This window comes from Stenotrophomonas maltophilia group sp. P373 (assembly GCF_053295075.1).
In genome coordinates this window covers 2,648,029-2,665,696 of the sequence record NZ_CM129994.1, presented here as the reverse complement: position 1 = coordinate 2,665,696, position 17,668 = coordinate 2,648,029, and the positions used below count along the sequence as shown (strand labels likewise).

At 63.5% G+C, this 17,668-nt stretch carries 19 protein-coding genes and 1 pseudogene; 16 read left to right on the top strand and 4 right to left on the bottom strand.

Annotated elements, in window-relative coordinates; genetic code table 11:
* Positions 1-42 precede the first annotated feature (42 nt).
* The 11 genes and pseudogenes from ACSYHF_RS12435 (at position 43) to ACSYHF_RS12385 (ending at position 9,994) form a co-directional block, all read left to right on the top strand.
* A complete protein-coding gene (locus tag ACSYHF_RS12435) occupies positions 43-1,200 on the top strand; it encodes a type IV secretion system protein (RefSeq protein WP_065186154.1) in 1,158 nt (385 codons plus the stop codon).
* Positions 1,115-1,723 carry a DUF4189 domain-containing protein gene (locus ACSYHF_RS12430; RefSeq protein WP_315974269.1) on the top strand — a complete coding sequence of 203 codons (609 nt, stop codon included), beginning with the start codon at positions 1,115-1,117 and terminating at the stop codon, positions 1,721-1,723. Before ACSYHF_RS12435 ends, ACSYHF_RS12430 begins: the two co-directional genes overlap by 86 nt.
* 211 nt (positions 1,724-1,934) lie before the next feature.
* On the top strand, positions 1,935-2,171 hold the full coding sequence (locus tag ACSYHF_RS12425) for a hypothetical protein (protein WP_231109097.1): 237 nt from the start codon (positions 1,935-1,937) through the stop codon (positions 2,169-2,171).
* Between the two features lie 253 nt (positions 2,172-2,424).
* The gene (locus ACSYHF_RS12420; RefSeq protein ID WP_310760807.1) at positions 2,425-2,967 is read left to right on the top strand and encodes a DUF4189 domain-containing protein; all 543 of its coding nucleotides are present in this window, start codon (positions 2,425-2,427) and stop codon (positions 2,965-2,967) included.
* A gap of 96 nt (positions 2,968-3,063) precedes the next feature.
* A pseudogene (locus ACSYHF_RS12415) lies at positions 3,064-4,153 on the top strand (type IV secretion system protein).
* A 21-nt stretch (positions 4,154-4,174) separates the two neighbouring features.
* Positions 4,175-4,705, top strand: a complete 531-nt coding sequence (locus ACSYHF_RS12410) for a DUF4189 domain-containing protein (protein ID WP_081280890.1) — start codon at positions 4,175-4,177, stop codon at positions 4,703-4,705.
* Positions 4,706-4,900: 195 nt separating this feature from the next.
* The gene (locus ACSYHF_RS12405) at positions 4,901-5,344 is read left to right on the top strand and encodes a DUF4189 domain-containing protein (RefSeq protein WP_196769396.1); all 444 of its coding nucleotides are present in this window, start codon (positions 4,901-4,903) and stop codon (positions 5,342-5,344) included.
* A 184-nt stretch (positions 5,345-5,528) separates the two neighbouring features.
* Positions 5,529-6,542 (top strand): hypothetical protein, encoded by a 1,014-nt coding sequence (locus ACSYHF_RS12400; protein WP_065178529.1) that lies wholly within the window; start codon positions 5,529-5,531, stop codon positions 6,540-6,542.
* 490 nt (positions 6,543-7,032) lie between these two features.
* Positions 7,033-7,569 (top strand): hypothetical protein, encoded by a 537-nt coding sequence (locus ACSYHF_RS12395; protein ID WP_032954278.1) that lies wholly within the window; start codon positions 7,033-7,035, stop codon positions 7,567-7,569.
* A gap of 57 nt (positions 7,570-7,626) precedes the next feature.
* Positions 7,627-8,634, top strand: coding sequence for an XVIPCD domain-containing protein (locus ACSYHF_RS12390; protein ID WP_095377169.1), 1,008 nt, complete (start codon positions 7,627-7,629; stop codon positions 8,632-8,634).
* A 97-nt stretch (positions 8,635-8,731) separates the two neighbouring features.
* Positions 8,732-9,994 carry a hypothetical protein gene (locus ACSYHF_RS12385; RefSeq protein ID WP_428993044.1) on the top strand — a complete coding sequence of 421 codons (1,263 nt, stop codon included), beginning with the start codon at positions 8,732-8,734 and terminating at the stop codon, positions 9,992-9,994.
* 52 nt (positions 9,995-10,046) lie between these two features.
* On the opposite strand, the gene ACSYHF_RS12380 is transcribed toward ACSYHF_RS12385, so the two are convergent.
* Genes ACSYHF_RS12380 through ACSYHF_RS12370 form a run of 3 tightly spaced genes read right to left on the bottom strand, consistent with a single transcriptional unit; the run spans position 10,047 to position 12,737 of the window.
* Positions 10,047-11,372 carry an XVIPCD domain-containing protein gene (locus ACSYHF_RS12380; RefSeq protein WP_111174905.1) on the bottom strand — a complete coding sequence of 442 codons (1,326 nt, stop codon included), beginning with the start codon at positions 11,370-11,372 and terminating at the stop codon, positions 10,047-10,049.
* Complete coding sequence (locus ACSYHF_RS12375; protein WP_111127280.1) at positions 11,369-12,022, bottom strand: hypothetical protein; 654 nt, start codon at positions 12,020-12,022, stop codon at positions 11,369-11,371. The genes ACSYHF_RS12380 and ACSYHF_RS12375 overlap by 4 nt, the downstream gene beginning before the upstream one ends.
* 43 nt (positions 12,023-12,065) lie before the next feature.
* Positions 12,066-12,737, bottom strand: a complete 672-nt coding sequence (locus ACSYHF_RS12370; protein ID WP_134955476.1) for a hypothetical protein — start codon at positions 12,735-12,737, stop codon at positions 12,066-12,068.
* Positions 12,738-12,983: 246 nt separating this feature from the next.
* Between ACSYHF_RS12370 and ACSYHF_RS12365 the strand changes: the two genes are divergently transcribed.
* On the top strand, positions 12,984-13,490 hold the full coding sequence (locus ACSYHF_RS12365) for a GNAT family N-acetyltransferase (protein ID WP_447575696.1): 507 nt from the start codon (positions 12,984-12,986) through the stop codon (positions 13,488-13,490).
* A 34-nt stretch (positions 13,491-13,524) separates the two neighbouring features.
* On the opposite strand, the gene ACSYHF_RS12360 is transcribed toward ACSYHF_RS12365, so the two are convergent.
* Positions 13,525-13,962 carry an acetyltransferase gene (locus ACSYHF_RS12360; protein ID WP_053499819.1) on the bottom strand — a complete coding sequence of 146 codons (438 nt, stop codon included), beginning with the start codon at positions 13,960-13,962 and terminating at the stop codon, positions 13,525-13,527.
* 184 nt (positions 13,963-14,146) lie between these two features.
* On the opposite strand from ACSYHF_RS12360, the gene tadA reads away from it, so the two are divergent.
* The 4 genes from tadA to ACSYHF_RS12340 all read left to right on the top strand — a co-directional run bounded on the left by tadA (position 14,147) and on the right by ACSYHF_RS12340 (position 17,659).
* Positions 14,147-14,671: a tRNA adenosine(34) deaminase TadA gene (gene tadA, locus ACSYHF_RS12355; protein ID WP_005417177.1), complete on the top strand. Its 525-nt coding sequence runs from the start codon at positions 14,147-14,149 to the stop codon at positions 14,669-14,671.
* 75 nt (positions 14,672-14,746) lie between these two features.
* Positions 14,747-15,319, top strand: coding sequence for an oligoribonuclease (gene orn, locus ACSYHF_RS12350; RefSeq protein ID WP_053499815.1), 573 nt, complete (start codon positions 14,747-14,749; stop codon positions 15,317-15,319).
* 144 nt (positions 15,320-15,463) lie between these two features.
* Positions 15,464-16,336: an EcsC family protein gene (locus ACSYHF_RS12345; RefSeq protein WP_005417175.1), complete on the top strand. Its 873-nt coding sequence runs from the start codon at positions 15,464-15,466 to the stop codon at positions 16,334-16,336.
* Between the two features lie 207 nt (positions 16,337-16,543).
* The gene (locus ACSYHF_RS12340; RefSeq protein WP_134955479.1) at positions 16,544-17,659 is read left to right on the top strand and encodes an alkene reductase; all 1,116 of its coding nucleotides are present in this window, start codon (positions 16,544-16,546) and stop codon (positions 17,657-17,659) included.
* Positions 17,660-17,668: the final 9 nt, after the last annotated feature.

The window sequence follows — 17,668 nt, the reverse complement described above, 5'->3', positions numbered from 1 at the left end:
TCGCCACCGGTGGAAAAGCAGTATTACCAAGGGATTGCAGGAATGACGATCAGGTCGATTGCCAACTTTGATTTTTCGGGCGGGTTCCAGGATCTGATGGAGCACGCTGTGCGTATCCAGTCGATCGGCGACTTCGTGTTCTTCAAGCTGATTCTTGACTACCTGCGCGACAGGATTGGCAAGTTCGGCTTCCATTTGATGGAGAACATGATGACGTGGGTCGGCGGCATCGCGCTGACCCTGATGACCCTGTGGGTGCTGGTGCAGGGCTATCGGATCGTCACCGGCCGCAGCCGGGATTCGATGATGATCCTGGTGACCAACATGGCGCGCGCCGCCCTGATCGTGGCGGTGGCGACGAGCATGGGCATGTTCGGCCGCGACCTCCATGAATTCCTGACGGAAGACGTGAAGGGCCTGATCACGCACGTTGTGACCGGCAAGGACGAGAAGCCCGAGGCGCAGATCGACAAGAGCCTTGCCTGGATGCAGGTGGCGCTGTCCAGCATCGATGGGATCAAGATTCTCAATGATCCCGAGCTGCAGGCTGACAAGACCCGTGCGATGTGGTTCATCGGCCTGGGCACGGGCGGACCTGCAGTGACGGCAGGTTCCATGTTGCTGCTGTATGAGGTCGCCATGGCCCTGTTCATCGGCTTGGGACCACTGTTCATTCTTTGCCTTCTGTTCGACCAGACCAAGCAGCTGTTCCAGCGATGGCTGTTCTACGGCATTGGAACCATGTTCTCCATGGCGGTACTGGCGGCGATGGTATCTATCGCGCTGGACATGGTGATCCGCGTGTCGGCCTCGTTCTGGATGACAGCGCTTGTGAACAAGTTCCCGCTCATGGGCGCGTCCAGTGACGGTATGACCAGTCAGGCGATGCAGCAGGGTGGCATGGGATTGATCCTGACGACCTTGATTCTGACTGCGCCCCCAATGGCGGCCATGTTCTTCCAGGGCACCTTGGGTAGCTTCATGGCATATTCGCAGATAGGTGGTAGCGCAGCCGCTACTCCGAGTGCGGATGGGCGTCCACCCGGCACCTATACACCAGCTGCTCCTTCGAAGCAGGATTCTGTCAATCCGGAAACCAGTAATTCAGCTGGGAATGGCAGGCTCACTGTTCCGCAAGGGGGGCTGCTGTCCCCCCAGGAGACTGGGCTCCGGGCTGCGAATAAGATCAGCGGCAATTGATGAAGAGGTAAATATGTCTTTGGCTTCGCGCGTGATTCTTCTGATGATTACGTTGGTAGCTGCCGGCCAAGCATTTGCAGAAGGGCGTTGCCCGCCAGGTCAGTACCCAATCGGTGGCCCGGGTGTCGGTGGGTGCGCCCCGATTCCAACTGGGGGGGAGAGCGGCACATCTGCGCCCAGGCCCGACGGCCGTTGGATCAAGACGTGGGGTGCCATCTCTCTGTCACCTGCGTCTGGTGACATGGGGGCATCCAAGGGTCATAAGGATAAGTCGGCAGCCGAGACAGAAGCCCAAGAGCGATGTGCGCAGTATGGGGCGACCGACTGCAAAGTCCTGACAACTTACAAGAACCAGTGCGTTGCCTACGCGACCGCGCAGGAAGGACGGAAGGTAAGGACGAACACGGGAGCATCGCGCGAAAGTGCAACCCAGAATGTGCTGGCTGCGTGCAGTAAGGAGAGCATTGGGCAATGCAAGGTGCTCTATACCGACTGCACTGAGCCGCTCTTCAAGTCTTACTGAGCGAAGTGCGACCGGGGCGTACAGGCATGAGTTGTTAGAGGTCGCATTACGGCTTGTTAGCGAGTATTGACCAAACCAACATTCAGAGCGTTTGCTGTACGAGGTCGCTTTGGGCCTCGTTCTTCGTCCTGCGGTCCCTGTGCATCTTCTGTCTGCTGTTTGCCTAGGCCAAGCAGCTGTTCAAAGGTAGTTGTTCTACGGCATAGGCACCATGTTCTCGATGGTGGTTCTTGCGGCGATGGTATCTATCGCGCTGGACATGGTGATCCGCGTGTCGGCCTCGTTCTGGATGACAGCGCTTGTGAACAAGTTCCCGCTCATGGTCGCGTCCAGTGACGGTATGACCAGTCAGGCGATGCAGCAGGGCGGCATGGGATTGATCCTGACGACCTTGATTCTGACTGCGCCCCCCAATGGCGGCCATGTTCTTCCAGGGCACCTTGGGTAGCTTCATGGCATATTCGCAGATAGGTGGCAGCCCGGTGGCTGCTGCGCCGGGACCTAATGGACAGCCGCCGGGTAGTTACAAGCCTACTGATCCCACGAGTGCCGAGCGGCGCGCAGAGAGCAGTCAGTTGACGATGCCGAAGGTGGCGCCAAGTCATGATGCGCCGAGCCATACTCTCGGAGCGCTTGGAAATGCGCCCACTCGTTAACTGAAAGCGGAAGCGTTTCCGCAGAAATTGGAGAGTCGTCATATCATGCGCATGTATCCGTTCATTGTGTTGGCATCGTTTGGTGTTCTTGGCGCCTTTCTTCCAAATCTTGGTCGTGCGGAGGGCGGAAGTTGCCCTCCGGGCTTCTACCCAATTGGGGGGCAGGGCGCGAGCGGCTGCGCTCCAATTCCTGGTGGCGCTGCTGGATCAGGTGACCAGATACCCTTGCCGCCTCGGCCCACAGGCGAATGGATCAGCACTTGGGGAGCGATAGCGACCTCTCTTGCTACTTCCGAGGTGGGAATGGTCTCAGATATGCGATCTGCAGAGCTTGCTGCTTCTGAAGCCATGCGGCGGTGCGCTGGTGGTGGAGCACGGGATTGCAAGGTTACGGTATCCTACTCAAACCAATGCGTGGCATGGTTAGTTCCATCTGCTGATTTACCTGGAGCCCAATCTGCGGTTGGCCGTGCTCCAAAAAAGAGGATTGCGATTGCAGAAGCGCAGAGAAAGTGCGTGGATCCGAGTGGCAAAAAGTGCACCGTTTTTTACGCTGATTGCTCCGAGCCAGTTTTTCGAAAATTTTGAAAGTTGAGTTGACCCAATTGAAGTCTGTTCAACGGCGCCACGTTCGTGATCAGGCTCAGTGCATGTGCGTTGGCTGGATGCTTATCTCAAAACGCCATGTGGGTCCGATCGGTCGGGGACTTCGTGTTCTTCCGGTCGATCCTGTCGTATCCGCGCAAGAGGATTGACGAGTTCGGCATCGAATTGCTCGGCAAACTGATGGCGTGGGTCGATAGCATCACCCTGATACTGATGACCCTGTGGGTGCTGATCCAGGGATTCCGCATCGTCACGGGTCGCAGTCGCGATTCGATGATGATTCTGGTGACGAACATGGCTCGTGCGGCACTGATCGTCAGTGTCGCAACCAGCATGGCGATGTTCGTTGGCAGCCTGAAAAACTTCCTGATCAAGGACTCAAGAACGAGATCACCTATGTGGTGACCGGCAAGAATGACTCGCCGGAGGATCAGATCGACACCAGCCTAGCCTGGATGCAGGCGGGCCTGTCGGACATTGACGCGATCAAGGTGCTCGATGACGGCAACCTGCGCGACGACAAGAATCGTGCCTCGCGGGCGGTTGGCCTGGGGACCGGCGGCCCGGCGGTCACCGCTGGTGCGATGTTGCTGCTCTACGAGGTCGCGCTGGCGCTGTTCATCGGCCTGGGTCCCTTGTTCATTCTGTGTCTGCTGTTCGACCAGACCAAGCAGCTGTTCCAGCGATGGCTGTTCTATGGCATCGGCACGATGTTCTCGATGGCGGTACTGGCAGCAATGGATCGATCGCGCTGGACATGGTGATCCGTGTCTCGACCGCGTTCTGGTCCACCGCCCTGGTCAACAAGTTCCTGCTCGACGGCGCCTCCAGCGACGGCATGACCAGCCAGGCGATGCAGCAGGGCGGCATGGGCCTGATCCTCACGACCCTGATCCTGACCGCTCCCCCAATGGCGGCGATGTTCTTCCAGGGCACGCTGGGTAGCTTCATGGCATATTCGCAGATAGGCGGATCCCCAGCAGCCCAGCCGGGCCCTCAAGGGCAGCCGCCCGGCTCTACTGGCGGCTCCTCGTATAAGCCCAATGCTCCCAGCAACAACCAGGCGTTCGAGACGCCAGCTCAGAGCTCGATGCCACGATTTAGCGGTGCAACGGATGCACCCGCGCAGGCCGGGCAGCGTGGCAATGCTCCCGCAGTAAATGTCTGAATCAGTTTGTGGGGTATTCCAATGCGATTAAATCGTGGCTTTCTGGCTTTCGCTCTGACATTCCTTGTTCCATTCTCAGCCTACTCTGAAGGAGGGAGTTGTCCTTCAGGGTTTTATCCTATCGGAGGACAGGGTGTGCAAGGGTGTGCGCCAATACCTGGCGCGTCTTCCGGTGCCGCTTCGGGGACTGTGGACTCCCCGCCGGTTCCGACCGGGGAGTGGCTCACAACTTGGGGGGCCGTCGCGGAATCTCCGACTTCGAATTTGGTTGGAACCTCGGCAAACAAGAGGAGTAAGGACGCCGCTGAATCCGACGCAATTAGAAAATGCGCGGCGGAAGGGGCGAGGGACTGCAGGACTACTGTGAGCTATTACAATCAATGTGTCGCATATTCCGCTCCATCGACAGGCAAAGGTCGGGGCTCCGTGAATACTGCAGTGGACATTGATACTGTGAGGGCCAACGCACTTCGCAGTTGCAGAGATACTGGTGGCGGTAGCTGTGTGATCGCCTATTCGGAATGCTCAAAACCCGTTTTTCGTGAGTTTTAAGCGCACGTCTGCCAGGTGAAGATGCGGTTGTTTTTGAGTGTCTAGGATGATGAGTTTACATGCTCGGGTTCATTGTGGTGCTGGTCCTGGCGTGGTCAACTGCATCAAAATCCCATCTCGCTGATTGGCAATAGCTACGGAAGATTGGCTCAAGCCCTAGGGTTCGGCAGCGGCGTTGCCGATGTCGAATCTGGTGTGAGCCTCGCCGAGCCCGTGCTGATCGGACAGGGGGTTGAGGGTTGTGCCCCAATTCCAGATGCATCTTCGGGTGCGTCCGTAGATGTGCCTGCAGCGCCCACAGGCGAGTGGGTGACGCGGTGGGGAGCGATTGCTGAATCCGGTAGTTCTACGCTCGTTGGTACAAGCACGGGACAGCCCTCAAAGCTGGACGCGGAGCGACAAGCGATTACGAGGTGCCAAGCGGAAGGGGCAAAGGACTGCCGTGTGGCCATTAGTTACTACAATCAGTGCGTGGCGTATGTCGTCCCGTCCTCTAGCCGGGGCAAAGGATCAATCACTTCCGCGGTGGATAAATCAACTGCCATAGCGCTGGCAAAAGAGAAGTGTACGGATGCACAGGGGGGCGCTTGTGCCGTGGCCTACTCGGAGTGCTCACTGCCTGAATTTCACAGCTTCTGAGTTTGGTCGTGCATGCTTTGCCTTGCAGGCGTGGCGAAGCCGTCGCGCTCCCTTTGTCTTCGCATCATGGATGCCATTCGGCATTGTGCTGAGGGTTGGCGTCGCTCGAGGCGACGCGCCAGGTCGAGCTATTAGGCGCCACCCGCGATGCCGCAAGTCTTCGCGCCATTGGAAGGAACGAATCATGCAGAATCCAGGCCGTGTTGCCTTGCTGATTGGCGGACTGCTGTTCGCTTCGCTGGCACAAGCCACTGATAGCTGGGTCATCTTCACCGGTGGCGAAACGCCGAACCGCGAGGCATGGGTGGTCGATACGCAAACGCTCGCCGACCGCTCGGATCTGGGCGGTTTTCTTCAGCGTGCCACGCCGGCAGAGCAGAACGCGTACCTGAAGCAGTTGCGCCGCAGGAAGCCGCCAAAGCCCGGTGAGCCCGTTGCTGGGCCGGAGCCGGTGTACGAGATCCAGGTCGATACCGTCTACGAGAACGCGACCAAACCGAATCGATTGGTCAGAAAGTACTGGGTGAACTGCTCACGGAACACCGTGGCCATCAGGACGAGTCTGATCCAGTGGCGCGATCGGCCAATGGAGAACGACCCTCCGGATAAGTTCGAACCGCGAACCGAGGCGATTGCTCCTTGGCAGGTGCAACTGGTGCGTTTTGCCTGTCTCGTGGGGCCTGATCCCAAGGCCAAGGTGCCGGCGGAAATGATGAAGCGTGGCTTCCTTTCCATCGGTGACGCCGGGCAATCGCCTGTGGATTTCATCTGGGCCAGCCTGTGGAAGGACGGCAAACGCCCAGCATTCACCTATCGGCTGACCGACGCTGAAATGGATCGGACTGTGCGTAGCCTTGAAGCGACTGTGGCGCGCGGCCAGAATGAAACCAGCAGGGCTTTGGATGAGTCGCGTCGCGCAGCGAACCGAGTGGGTCGCAACAATCTCATGGACCTGTGGATCGGCAAGACAGAGCAGGAATTCGTGCGGAAGTGGGGCCCACCGGATCGTGTGGAGCATGGGGCCGATGGTTTGCGCACGTTGTACCTGCATCGTGGCGAGCGTGTGCAGGGGTTGAATGCTCATGGGCATGTCGTCAGTGACGTGAACAATCGATGCGATATCACGGTGCTGGCGACGGACGGCTACGTCCGCGACTACGCCACACAGGGGGCCGCATGCGCCCAGCAGTTGCGCTGATCGCGATTGCTGGCCACGACGCGCGGATACAAGGCGCGTGCAGGATCCAGTACCCATCCGCATAGGCGACGCAGACCTTCCGTGCAACATCGCCCCGGCCGGACCAGACCGTATGTGGGAATGCGAGTCATACCTGCGGTGCCATCCACCGCGTGTCTGATTGTCGGATAAGCCACCATTCACGTTAACCGCGCTTTTTATGTGATCAAGTGCGCTTTTCATTCCAAGCCCCCTTCGACGAGCGCCGCCTCCTCGAAGTAAGCTGCGTGTGCGTCAAAATCCCGACGCACAGGTGCCATCGAACGCAGGAGCTTTCCCGTCCATGAGGACTCTGACCCGCCGCGTTGCGGATGACGCTTGCCACCATCGCGGTTGCCGTGGGCTCGGGGCTATCATCCGCCATGGCGGCCGCAGGGCACGTGCGAGGCATCGCCCCGTTTCCGGCCTCCGCTCGGGAACTGGCAGGACGGGATTGAAGGAGTTGCAGGGGATGGAGAAGGGGAGTGGCGTACACATGGACAATGCCTTGGCGTTCGTTCCGTCCGGCGCGAACCTGCTGGAAGCCGTGCGCGGTGATCTGACCGGCAATGGTTTCCAGGACCAGCTGCTGGTGATCGACCAACCTCCTCCGGAGGGCTTGCTGCCCGGCGAGCACGGTCCCAACCGGGTGCTGTTGCTGCTGCTGGGCGACGCCACGGGTCGATGGCAGTTGGCGGCGCGCAACGACAAGCTGGTGCCGTGTTCCACCCGGGGAGGCATTGCCGGCGATCCCTTCGCGTACGTGACCATCGAGGATGGTGCGTTCAGTGTGATCACCAACGGCGGCAGTCGCGAACGCTGGAGCAGCGTCTACACGTTCCGGTATGCACCTGCCGAGCAGGCGTGCTGGGTGCATGGCGTGCAGCGCAGGGTGGTCGACACCGAGACCGAGGCCACCCATACGCGTGACTTCTCGGCCGCCGAACTTGGCCGGGTGCGGTTCGAGGATTTCGATCCGTCCGTCGTCGCCGACGTCAGCTTGCCCTGAGTGCCATGCCGGTGAGGAGGCGGGAGTATCCAACGATGATCGAGCAGGAGTTTCACCGTGTCGCAGGATAGGGAGTCGCAGCTGTTGCGGCAGGCCACGGAGGCCGGCATGACCTCGTCCCGGGAACTGGCCAACTTCATGGCGCAGGCCGGGCACGAGTCCCGTGGCCTGAGCCGGCTCAATGAAAGTTTCAACTTCACCCGGGGTATCTCGCAGATCCCGGTGGAAGCGGCGTGGCGCAATGGCAATGGTGCGCTTGAGAGCGCTCGCCAGGAGGCGCTGCGTGGGCGGCCGGAGAGCCTGGCCGAACTGATGTATGGCGGGCGTATGGGCAATGACGCGCCTGGCGATGCGCTGAAGTATCACGGCCGTGGCTATCTGCCTCTGGTCGGCAAGGAGAATTACGAGCGTGCCGGCAAGGCGCTGGATCTGGACCTGGTGAACCACCCGGAACTGGCCGCGCAGCCCGAGCACGCAGGCCGCATTGCCGTGTGGCAGTGGCAGACGCGGGTGCCGGAAGCGGCGCGCGAGGACGTGCGCGAAGCGACGCGCGCGATCAATGGTGGCCTGAACGGCATCGAGGCCCGCCAGCAGCGATTCGAGGTGTGGCAGCAGAAGCTGACGCCTGATGTGATGGCGCGGCTGGAGCGGGGCGAAGTCGGGGCGCCGGCCCAGCAGGCCACCGTGCGCGACATGTCGCAGCCTGGCGCGCCGGGGCATGCCCTGTTCCAGGGCGCCCGCCACCATCTGCAGCAGATGGGACCACAAAGCGGTCTGCGCAGCGTGCAGGAACTGGACAATGCTGCCGGCGCACTGGCGCTGAGCGCGCAGAAGGCGGGGATGTCGCGCATCGATCATCTCCTGGCTGGCAACGACGGCCGCACGTTGTTTGCCGTGCAGGGCGCGCTGGGTGACCCGGCCATGCTGCGCGCTTCGGTCGAGCGCGAACAGGCGGCGCAGCAGCCGCTGGCGCAGAGCAGCCAGCAGTTGGCCGCCAGTGTCGCCCAGCAGGACCCCGCGGCCGCGCTCGCCCGCGAGCAGGAGCAGCGCTCTCGATCCCTGTAGCACCTGATGCCGGCGGGCAGAGTGCCCGCAGGCGCTTTACGTACGACGCGTGGCGCCCAGTGGCGCCGACATGGAAACCCACTCGTAAGGACACCACATGCGAATCGTTCCCTCGAATACCCGGCACGCCGCTGCCCGCTGCACTGCATCCGTGCGCCGCTTGCCGGCGGTCTGGCTGCTGTCACTTGGACTTGCCGCAGCGTCGGCACAGGCTCAGGAGACAGCGGCACCCGCCGTGGAGACGCCCCCCGCTGCAGATGCAATCGTTGAGGCGCCTGCAGGGGCGGCGCCCGTTGCAGCGCCCACGGCGGCCGACGCCGTTGTCGCGGCGCCGGCTCCCGAAGTACCGGCTGCCGTGACACCCCCTGCGACACCGGTGGTGGACACGCAGCCGGCGTCGGCTGCGGACCCGGCGCCCGTTGCGCCCGCAGCGGCGGCGCCTGTGGCTGCACCGCCTGCCGCCGTCGAGCCAACCGTTCCCGCGGTAGCCCCCGCTCCGTCGGCATTGGCCATCGTGCCGTTGCCGCCAGAGCAGGCGACCGAGCGGGCGCTCGGTGCCCGCTGCCCGGTGGATCTGGCCGGGCGGCTGGCGACCCAGGGCGACCTGCTGATTGGCGCCTGCCAGGGCACCATGCCGACGCATCTGGCCGCGTTGCTGGTCGCGCTGCCCGCGCAGGACATCCACCTTCCGCGCAGCTGGCGCGAGCGTGAGGTGCGGCAGAAGGCCTGGTTCAAGGCTGTGCCGGGCTATGGCCAGCGCCCGGACTTCATCGTGCGGATGGGCGACATCTGGGTGCGTTCGCTGGAAGGGCGCGACGCCGACAGCACGTTCTATCTGGTGTCGGCGCCGTTCACCTGCAGCGACCAGGTCGCCAACCGTGATGAGTACGGCGCGGAGCCGGTTCGTGTGCCAGCGGGTGATTGCCGCGAGGCTTATGTAGCCCAGCGTGTGTACCAGGTCCGCGGGGATGCGGCGCCGAGGGATGTGACCGCCGATGCCATGCCGACGATGCCCCCGGTCACGGAGGCCGATCGTGCGCGCCAGCTGTCGCGTGAGGGCCGGATCAGCCTGGACCACAGCAAGCTGCAGTACGGCCCGGCCATGCGTTGGTTCGTGCAATACCCGGAGTCGGCGCAGAAGGGTGGTCCGCGCGCCTACAGTGACTGGAACCGTGAGCACATCGCGTTCGTGGTCTGGACCGGTGATCGCTTCGAGCTGCGCGAGAAGGTCGCGCGCGCGCAGTGGCCCTGTGACCCGGTGGCACCCGGCGATCGCGCCTGTGGCGGATTCCCGGATTCCGGGCCCGATCTGTTCGTGACGGCCGCAGCATCCGTGCCAATGGCAGCGTCCGGCCCCTGAGCCGGAGTCTCGAAGTGATGCGGGAGCCGGGCTGACCGGCTCCCGCGCTGCATCAGGCCTGCAGGCTGCGGGTCTGGTTCCGCTGCTGTTCCAGCTGCTGGTCGCGCTCCAGCGTAACGCGCTGGTCGGCGGCCTGCTGGTCGATGCGCTGGCTGCTCTGTTCCAGCGGGGTGTTCATCGCCACTGCCGTATCGACCGATACGCGAAGGTGGGCGGGGTCGCCGCCCTGGCCCTGCACGGCGAAGCTGCGCGAGGCATCGGCATTCATGACCACTTCGTCGATGCGCTTGCCGCCTGCTGCGTGCATTTCGGCGGCCAGGCTGCCTGCCAGTTGCGTGCTCATCACGTCTGGTACCCGGCCGACGCGGACATCCTGCGCGTGCACGCCACGGATCGCGTCGTTGAACAGTGGGTTGCCCACATGGTTGGCATCGTCCATTCGCAGCATGCTGGTGTGATGGCCGTTCTTCTCCGCTTCGCGGCGTGCCGGCTCACCGGGCTGCAGCGGGCCGCGGATGTGGTCGTACAGGTCGACGGCGCCGCCTGGAATGCCCCGCGCCGCACGGGTGATACCGCTGCGCAGCGATTCCAGGTTGTCGCGGTACTCCTCGATCATCCTGGCGTTGTCTTTCGCCAGCGTCTGGGTTTCCGGGTGCTTCAGCACCGAGCCTTGATCGAGGAAGTTACCCAGTTTGTGGGAGCCCAAAGAACTGGCTGCCGCGATGACCGGGTAGTCTGGAATCAGGGCGCGCAACGAGTGGTTGCTGAAACCGGCAGCAGACAGCGTCCTGATCTCCTCCGGCTTGGCATAGATGCGCACCTGGCCGAAGTGCGGCGAGGCGGCGCTGACCGGATCGGAGGCCATGACATGATTGATCATGGTGTTGCCGCCTTCCGGGATGCGGTAGCCGAGGCTGACCGCGCCGTAGGCGTTGAAGGTCTCACCCTTGATGTTGAAGTGATGCGAGGTAATCTGGGCCAGGGCGCCGCCGAGGGAGTGACCGGTGACGGTGACCTCAGGAGCACGGCCTCCAAAGGCGGCGTCCTGCTTCGCGTAATCCAGTGCACTCTTGGTCAAAGCAATGGCATCGGGCGCTTGCACATTGGTGCGGGCGACGACCATGCCGCCGTCGGTCAGGATGGCATCACGAGCTATCTGCTCGGTGCCGCGATGAGCGACCACGATCTCGTTGGTGTCGGCTCGCTGATAAACCGTGCCTTGGTAACCATTGAGCCGATTATTGACGTGATCGAGAATCTTGTATTCATGCCCGTTGATCGTGACGAGCTCTTCTTCCCCCGGACGCCTCCGGCCGACAGCGCGATCCTTGTAGGCATCGTCGGAAAGCGCCGCATAATCCTGCGTGCTGATGGTCATGGGTTGACCTCGCTGGCGCTGAGACTCATCGTGAACAACTTGCCCTGAAGTTCAGCAACGTAGTCAGCCGGGTCAGCCTTGCCGGTGGCCGGATAGTTGGCAGCAAGTGGTGCCCGCGGATAGGCTGCGTCCGGATAGTAAAGCGTGTGGGTCTTGCCTTCAGTCAGCGGTTCCGCCTTGACGAAAGTCAGGAAACGGGTCTCTTCTTCAGCACCCGTTGCCTTCAGCATTGCCCCGGCGCCGGTGAACTCCCACTTGCACACGCCACGACCGTAGTAGTCTTCATCCAGCATGCGGTCCGCATACAGCGTGCCGCGGTACTCGCCATCAGCGACCTTGCGCAGTTCCACCGGCTCCTGGCTGGTGATGCGAGCAGCCGTGCCGGTGGCCGGCTCGATGTGGCCGCACTGGTCTTCGTTGGTGACGTCGTACTGGGCCACGCCTTCAACCACAGCGAAATCACCCGGGGCGTCCTTCAGGCGCAGCACCAGTTCATAGGCCTTGCGCGGGCTGGGGTTGAGCTTGGCGAGGCCGCGCCCACCCTGGGCGACATCGGCTTCAGCAGCGGCACGTTCCTGGTTCATGGCGGTCTCCGGATGGCAGGCGGTCAACAGAAGCAGAGCAAGGCACGGAATCATCTTGTGGCGCAATGTCGGCCTCCTGGTGTGTAGGGGGAAATGTGGCACTGGCAGTTCATGGCACAAGCCTCTGCACAGTGGTGGTGGTTGAGAACAGCGCATTGCGCAGCTCTTCCCTGTACGCCGAAGGATCTTCCTTGCCACTTGCTCCGTATCCGGTGATCTCTTCGATCCGCGGGTAGTCGGCGCGTGGGTAGTACCGCGTCAACTGGCTCCCCGCGTCCATGCGCTTCTTGTCGATGAACGTCAGGAATCGCGTATCGGCTTCGCCGTTCGTCGCACGCAACATCGCGCCAACACCGGTCAGCGTCCAGTGGCACGTACCGCGATCGTAATAGTCCTGATCCTGCATGCGGTCGAGGTAGAACGTACCGCGGTATTCGTTCTCGCCAACCCTGCGCAGTTCCACCGGTTCCTGGCTGGTAATGCGGCTTGCCGTACCGGTGGACCATATGATCCGCCCGCAGTCTTCGTAGTTACTGACGTCGTACTGGGCCACGCCCTCCACGATCGCGAACGGGCCCGGCGCGTCCTTCAGTGTCAGCACCAGTTCGTAGGCCTGCTTCGGCGCCGGGTTGAGTTTGGCCAGGCCGCGTCCACCCGCGGCGACGTCACGCTCGGCGTCGGCGTAGGGCGAACATGCCGCCAGCGGGACGAGGGCGAGCAATGCCAGCAGCGGCCGCCCCCTGGGTTCGGGGCGAGCTACACGCATGGCGCGAGCCTGCATCGTGCGTCCATGTCCATCTATCCTTCCTGGGTGGCAGGTTTCTCGATTATGGAACGTGCCGGGAGCGCTGTGCCACCCTTGGAGACGGATTTTTGACGCCCCGGCGAGGCATTGCCCGGGCGGATCGCTTGCCGCACAAGGCTCGCGATCATCACGTTGGCATTGCTGCCGGAGGCAGGTCTGCGGCTGAATCCGTGACTGAAATCAATCATTCACATATCCATCACTTCATTGAAGGCGCTCTCCTTGAACTGCACGATCCGCCCTGAAATCCGCGAAGACCGCGCTGTCATCCACGCACTCACCGAGGCAGCCTTCCGCGAAGCCCCACACAGCAGCCACACCGAGCAGTTCATTGTGGATGCACTGCGTTCGCGTGGAGAGCTGAGTCTCTCGCTGGTCGCCGAGAAGGACGGGCAGGTCGTCGGGCATGTTGCCTTGTCGCCGGTGACGGTCAGCGATGGCAGTACGGGCTGGTTTGGCCTGGGACCAATCTCGGTGCTGCCAGTATGGCAGGGGCAGGGTGTCGGCGCGGCGCTGATGCATGCGGCGCTTGATGCACTGCGTGAGCAGGGGGCGCAGGGCTGCGTATTGCTGGGAGAACCCGCGTACTACGGTCGATTCGGATTCCGCGCCGAGCCGGGCCTGGTGCTGCCGGGTGTTCCGCCAGAGTACTTCCAGGCGCTGCACCTGAGGCCGTCGATGGCGCAGGGAGAGGTACAGTACTCACCGGCATTCGAAGCCACGGCCTGATGATCGGGGGCGGGCCTCGAATATCCGTCCAATGTCAGCCGTTGTGCCGGAGATGGATCAGGGGATACGGACGGCCCTGCGAATCTAGCGGTGAGCGGCCGGTTTCGACGAAGCCCATGCGCAGGTAGAAGCCGACGGCCTGTGCGTTCTGCTCATTGACGTCGGTACTCAGCTGCGGATGCCGGGCCAGCGCGTGCTGCAGCAGTTGCCGGCCGATACCAGTGCCGCGCACGTCCGGATCGATGAACAGCGCTTCCATGTGCGTGCCGTCGATCAGCATGAAGCCCAGTGGCCGATCCTGTGCATCGACCGCAACGGTCATCGGCGCCTGCGGCAGGAAGCTGGCGACTTCGGCATCGATGGCCTGCCGGTCTTCGGCGCTGAGGAAGTCGTGGGTGGCGTCGACGGCACGGCGCCAGAGGTCGACGAGGGCGGCGCCGTCATCGGCGCGCGAGGGACGGAGGGTGGTCATGTGTTCACCAAGGTGCTTGCGGAAGGGCTCAGTATGAGGCCTGCAGCCTGGCTTCAGCGCGCTCGCTGCTTGGACCACCGGTCGCGCGCAATGGCACCGCCGATACCCGCGCCGCCTGCACGGCCGCGGGCGTACAATGCGGCCCCGGCGGCCATCCCGGCCCTGCAGACACGCGAGAACCGCCATGACCGATGCCCTGGGTGTACCGGTGCACGACGCCGATGAACACTGGATGCGCCATGCGCTGGCGCTGGCCGAGCGTGCGCAGCGCGAGTTCGACGAGATTCCGGTCGGTGCGGTACTGGTGGGCGCCGATGGCCAGCTGCTGGGCGAGGGCTGGAACCTCAACATCGCCTCGCACGATCCCAGTGCGCATGCCGAGATCGTGGCCATGCGCGCCGGCGGCACGCGGCTGGCCAATCATCGGCTGCTCGGCAGCACCCTGTACGTGACCCTCGAACCCTGCGCGATGTGCGCGATGGCCATCGTGCATGCACGCGTCGCCCGCTTGGTCTACGGCGCCAGCGACCCCAAGACCGGCGCCTGCGGCAGCGTGTTCGACCTGCTGGGTGATGCCCGGCACAATCACCGGGTGGAAATCCACGGTGGGGTGCTGGCCAAGGAGGCCAGCATGCGCCTGACCAATTATTTCCGCGCCAAGCGCGGCAAGCCGCCGTTGCTGCTGGAAGACCATGCGGGCGAGGGCTGAGGGGCGAACGGGTATGATGGGCGCCTCTTTCCTTCACCGGTAGGCCGCGCGCCTGCCCAGCAACGAGGCGACACAATGGCGGACACCGGCGCGGCCAACGAGCGACTGATCTGGATCGACCTGGAGATGACCGGGTTGGATACCGACAACGATTCGATCATCGAGATCGCCACCGTGGTCACCGATGCCCAGCTCAATGTGCTGGCTGAAGGCCCCGAGTTTGCCATCCACCATCCGCTGGAAACGCTGGAAGCGATGGATGAGTGGAACCGCAACCAGCACCGTCGTTCCGGCCTGTGGCAGCGCGTGGTGGACAGCACCACCACCCTGGGCCAGGCCGAAGCGCAGACGGTGAACTTCCTGGCGCAGTGGATTCCGGCCGGTCTTTCGCCGATGTGCGGCAACTCGATCTGCCAGGATCGCCGCTTCCTGCATCGCCAGATGCCGAGGCTGGAGAAGTACTTCCACTACCGCAACCTGGACGTGTCCACGGTGAAGGAACTGGCCAAGCGCTGGGCGCCGAGCGTGGCCGCCGGCGTCGGCAAGAACAGCAACCATACCGCGCTGAGCGATGTACACGATTCGATCGCCGAGCTGCGCCACTACCGCCAGTTCATGGGCGCGCTGTCGGGCCTGCCGGCTGCCTGAACGACGCCGTCGGGCATGGCCCGGCGCTACCGGGTGACACACCAACGGGTAGTGCCGGCCGCTGGCCGGCAAGGCGCGGGATCCGCGCCTTACTGTCGTGACCCACGACGAACCGTTCAACTTCCGGGCGCTAAGATCGGCGCCATGAACGAGCCCATCCTGCTTCCCCGCGACATCGCCCATGACGCCCGCGACTGGTCCGACCTGCAGCGCGCGGTGGCGCTGCTGGAAGCGCCGACCCTGACCGCGCGCATGGCGAACCTGGTCGGTACGCCGCTGGAGTTCGCGGTGAAGGCGCTGCCCAGTTCGGTCTCCAACCGCATCCACGGTGCGGTGCAGGCGGCACTGTCCAAGTCGGCGCAGGCAGCCCTGTGGAGCATGGACAACTCGCCCGGCAAGGGAGCGTCGACCCGCTGGCACAAATTGGCGGCAGCCACCTCCGGTGCGGTCGGCGGTGCCTTCGGCTTTGCCGCCCTGCTCATCGAGTTGCCGGTGTCGACCACGATCATGATGCGTGCGGTGGCCGACGTCGCCCGCAGCGAGGGGTTTGACCTGTCCGAGTTCAGCACCCGCCAGGCGTGCCTGGAGGTGTTCGCGCTGGGCGGCAACTCGCCGCGTGATGACGCCAGCGAGACGGGCTATTACCTGGCCCGCGGCTTCACCACCGATGTGATGCGCCACCTGTCGGCCGAGCTGGCCGGGCGGGTGGTGACCGGCCGCGACCTGACGCTGGGCGTGGCGCCGAAGGAAGCCGGCAAGCTGCTGGCGAAGATGGTGGAGAAGGTGGCGGCGCGCTTCGGCGTGGTTGTTACCGAGAAATTCGCTGCGCAGGCGGTGCCGATCGTTGGTGCGGCCGCGGGTGCAACACTGAATACCATGTTCACCGATTACTACCAGGACATGGCGCGTGGTCACTTCATCGTGCGCCGGCTGGAGTTGAAGTATGGGGAAGATGTGGTGCGCGCCTGCTATGACCGCGTGGCGCATGGCGGCGTGCTGATCGAACCCACGCTGTAACCGGCTTCGCGGTCGGAGCCCTTTGCGTTGCAAAGGGACCCGCCCCCGGTTGCGCGCGGGGCCGGATCCCGTTCCGCAGGAAGGGGCTCTGCCCCCCGGCGGGCCATCCTTGCCTTCGGGGAACAATTGTTTTGCCAGTGCATGCCTGTTGCCTGGCAGCTGGCATCCCCATCCTTTGCGGCAGTCCCCCCGCAAGAGATCGCCGCCATGTTGTTCACTCCCCACCGCTTGGGCGCCTTGACCCTGCCCAACCGCATCGTGATGCCGCCGATGACCCGCTCGCGTGCCGCCGACGGCAACGTCGCCACCGCGGACATGGCCGCCTACTACGCCCAACGCGCCAGTGCCGGCCTGATCGTCAGCGAGGGCACCCAGATCAGCCCGCAGGGCCAGGGCTATGCCTGGACCCCGGGCATCCACAGCCCGGAACAGGTGCAGGGCTGGCGTCGGGTGACCGATGCGGTGCGCGCCGCTGGCGGCCGCATCTACGCCCAGCTGTGGCATGTGGGCCGGGTCTCGCACGTGGCCCTGCAGCCGGGTGGTGCCGCCCCGGTGTCGTCGTCGGCGTTGTTGGCGGAAGGCGTGAAGGTGTTCGTCGACCCGACCGGGGCAGGTCCCGAAGCCGGGGTGGGCGAAATGATCCAGCATTCGATGCCGCGCGCGCTGCGCGAAGACGAGATTCCCGGCATCGTCGCCGACTACGCCCAGGCGGCACGCAGCGCGCTGGACGCAGGCTTCGATGGCGTGGAGTTGCACGGTGCCAATGGCTACCTGATCAACCAGTTCATCGACTCGCAGGCCAACCAGCGCACCGACGGCTATGGCGGCGCGTTGCAGAACCGCCTGCGGTTCCTGCGCGAGGTGGTGCAGGCGGTGGTTGCGGTGGTCGGTGGTGATCGCGTCGGCGTGCGCCTGGCGCCACTGACCACGTTGCAGGGTGCGGTGGACGATACGCCGCAGGCCACCTATCTGGCCGCGGCGCACCTGCTGGGTGAGCTGGGCGTGGGTTACCTGCATATCGCCGAAGCTGACTGGGACGATGCACCGCTGATGCCGGTGGCGTTCAAGCAGGCGCTGCGCATGGTCTACCCGGGCACGCTGATCTACGCCGGCAAGTACACCGCCGAGCGCGCCGAGCAGGCACTGGCTGAAGGCTGGGCCGACTTGATCGGCTTCGGTCGCCCGTTCATCGCCAACCCGGATTTGCCGGAGCGTCTGCGTCTGGGGGCGGAATTGAACCCGCCGGATCGGGCGACGTTCTTTGGCGGTGGCGCGGCGGGCTTCACCGATTATCCGACGCTGGAAGAGAGCGTCGCGGCCTGATCCTGAAGG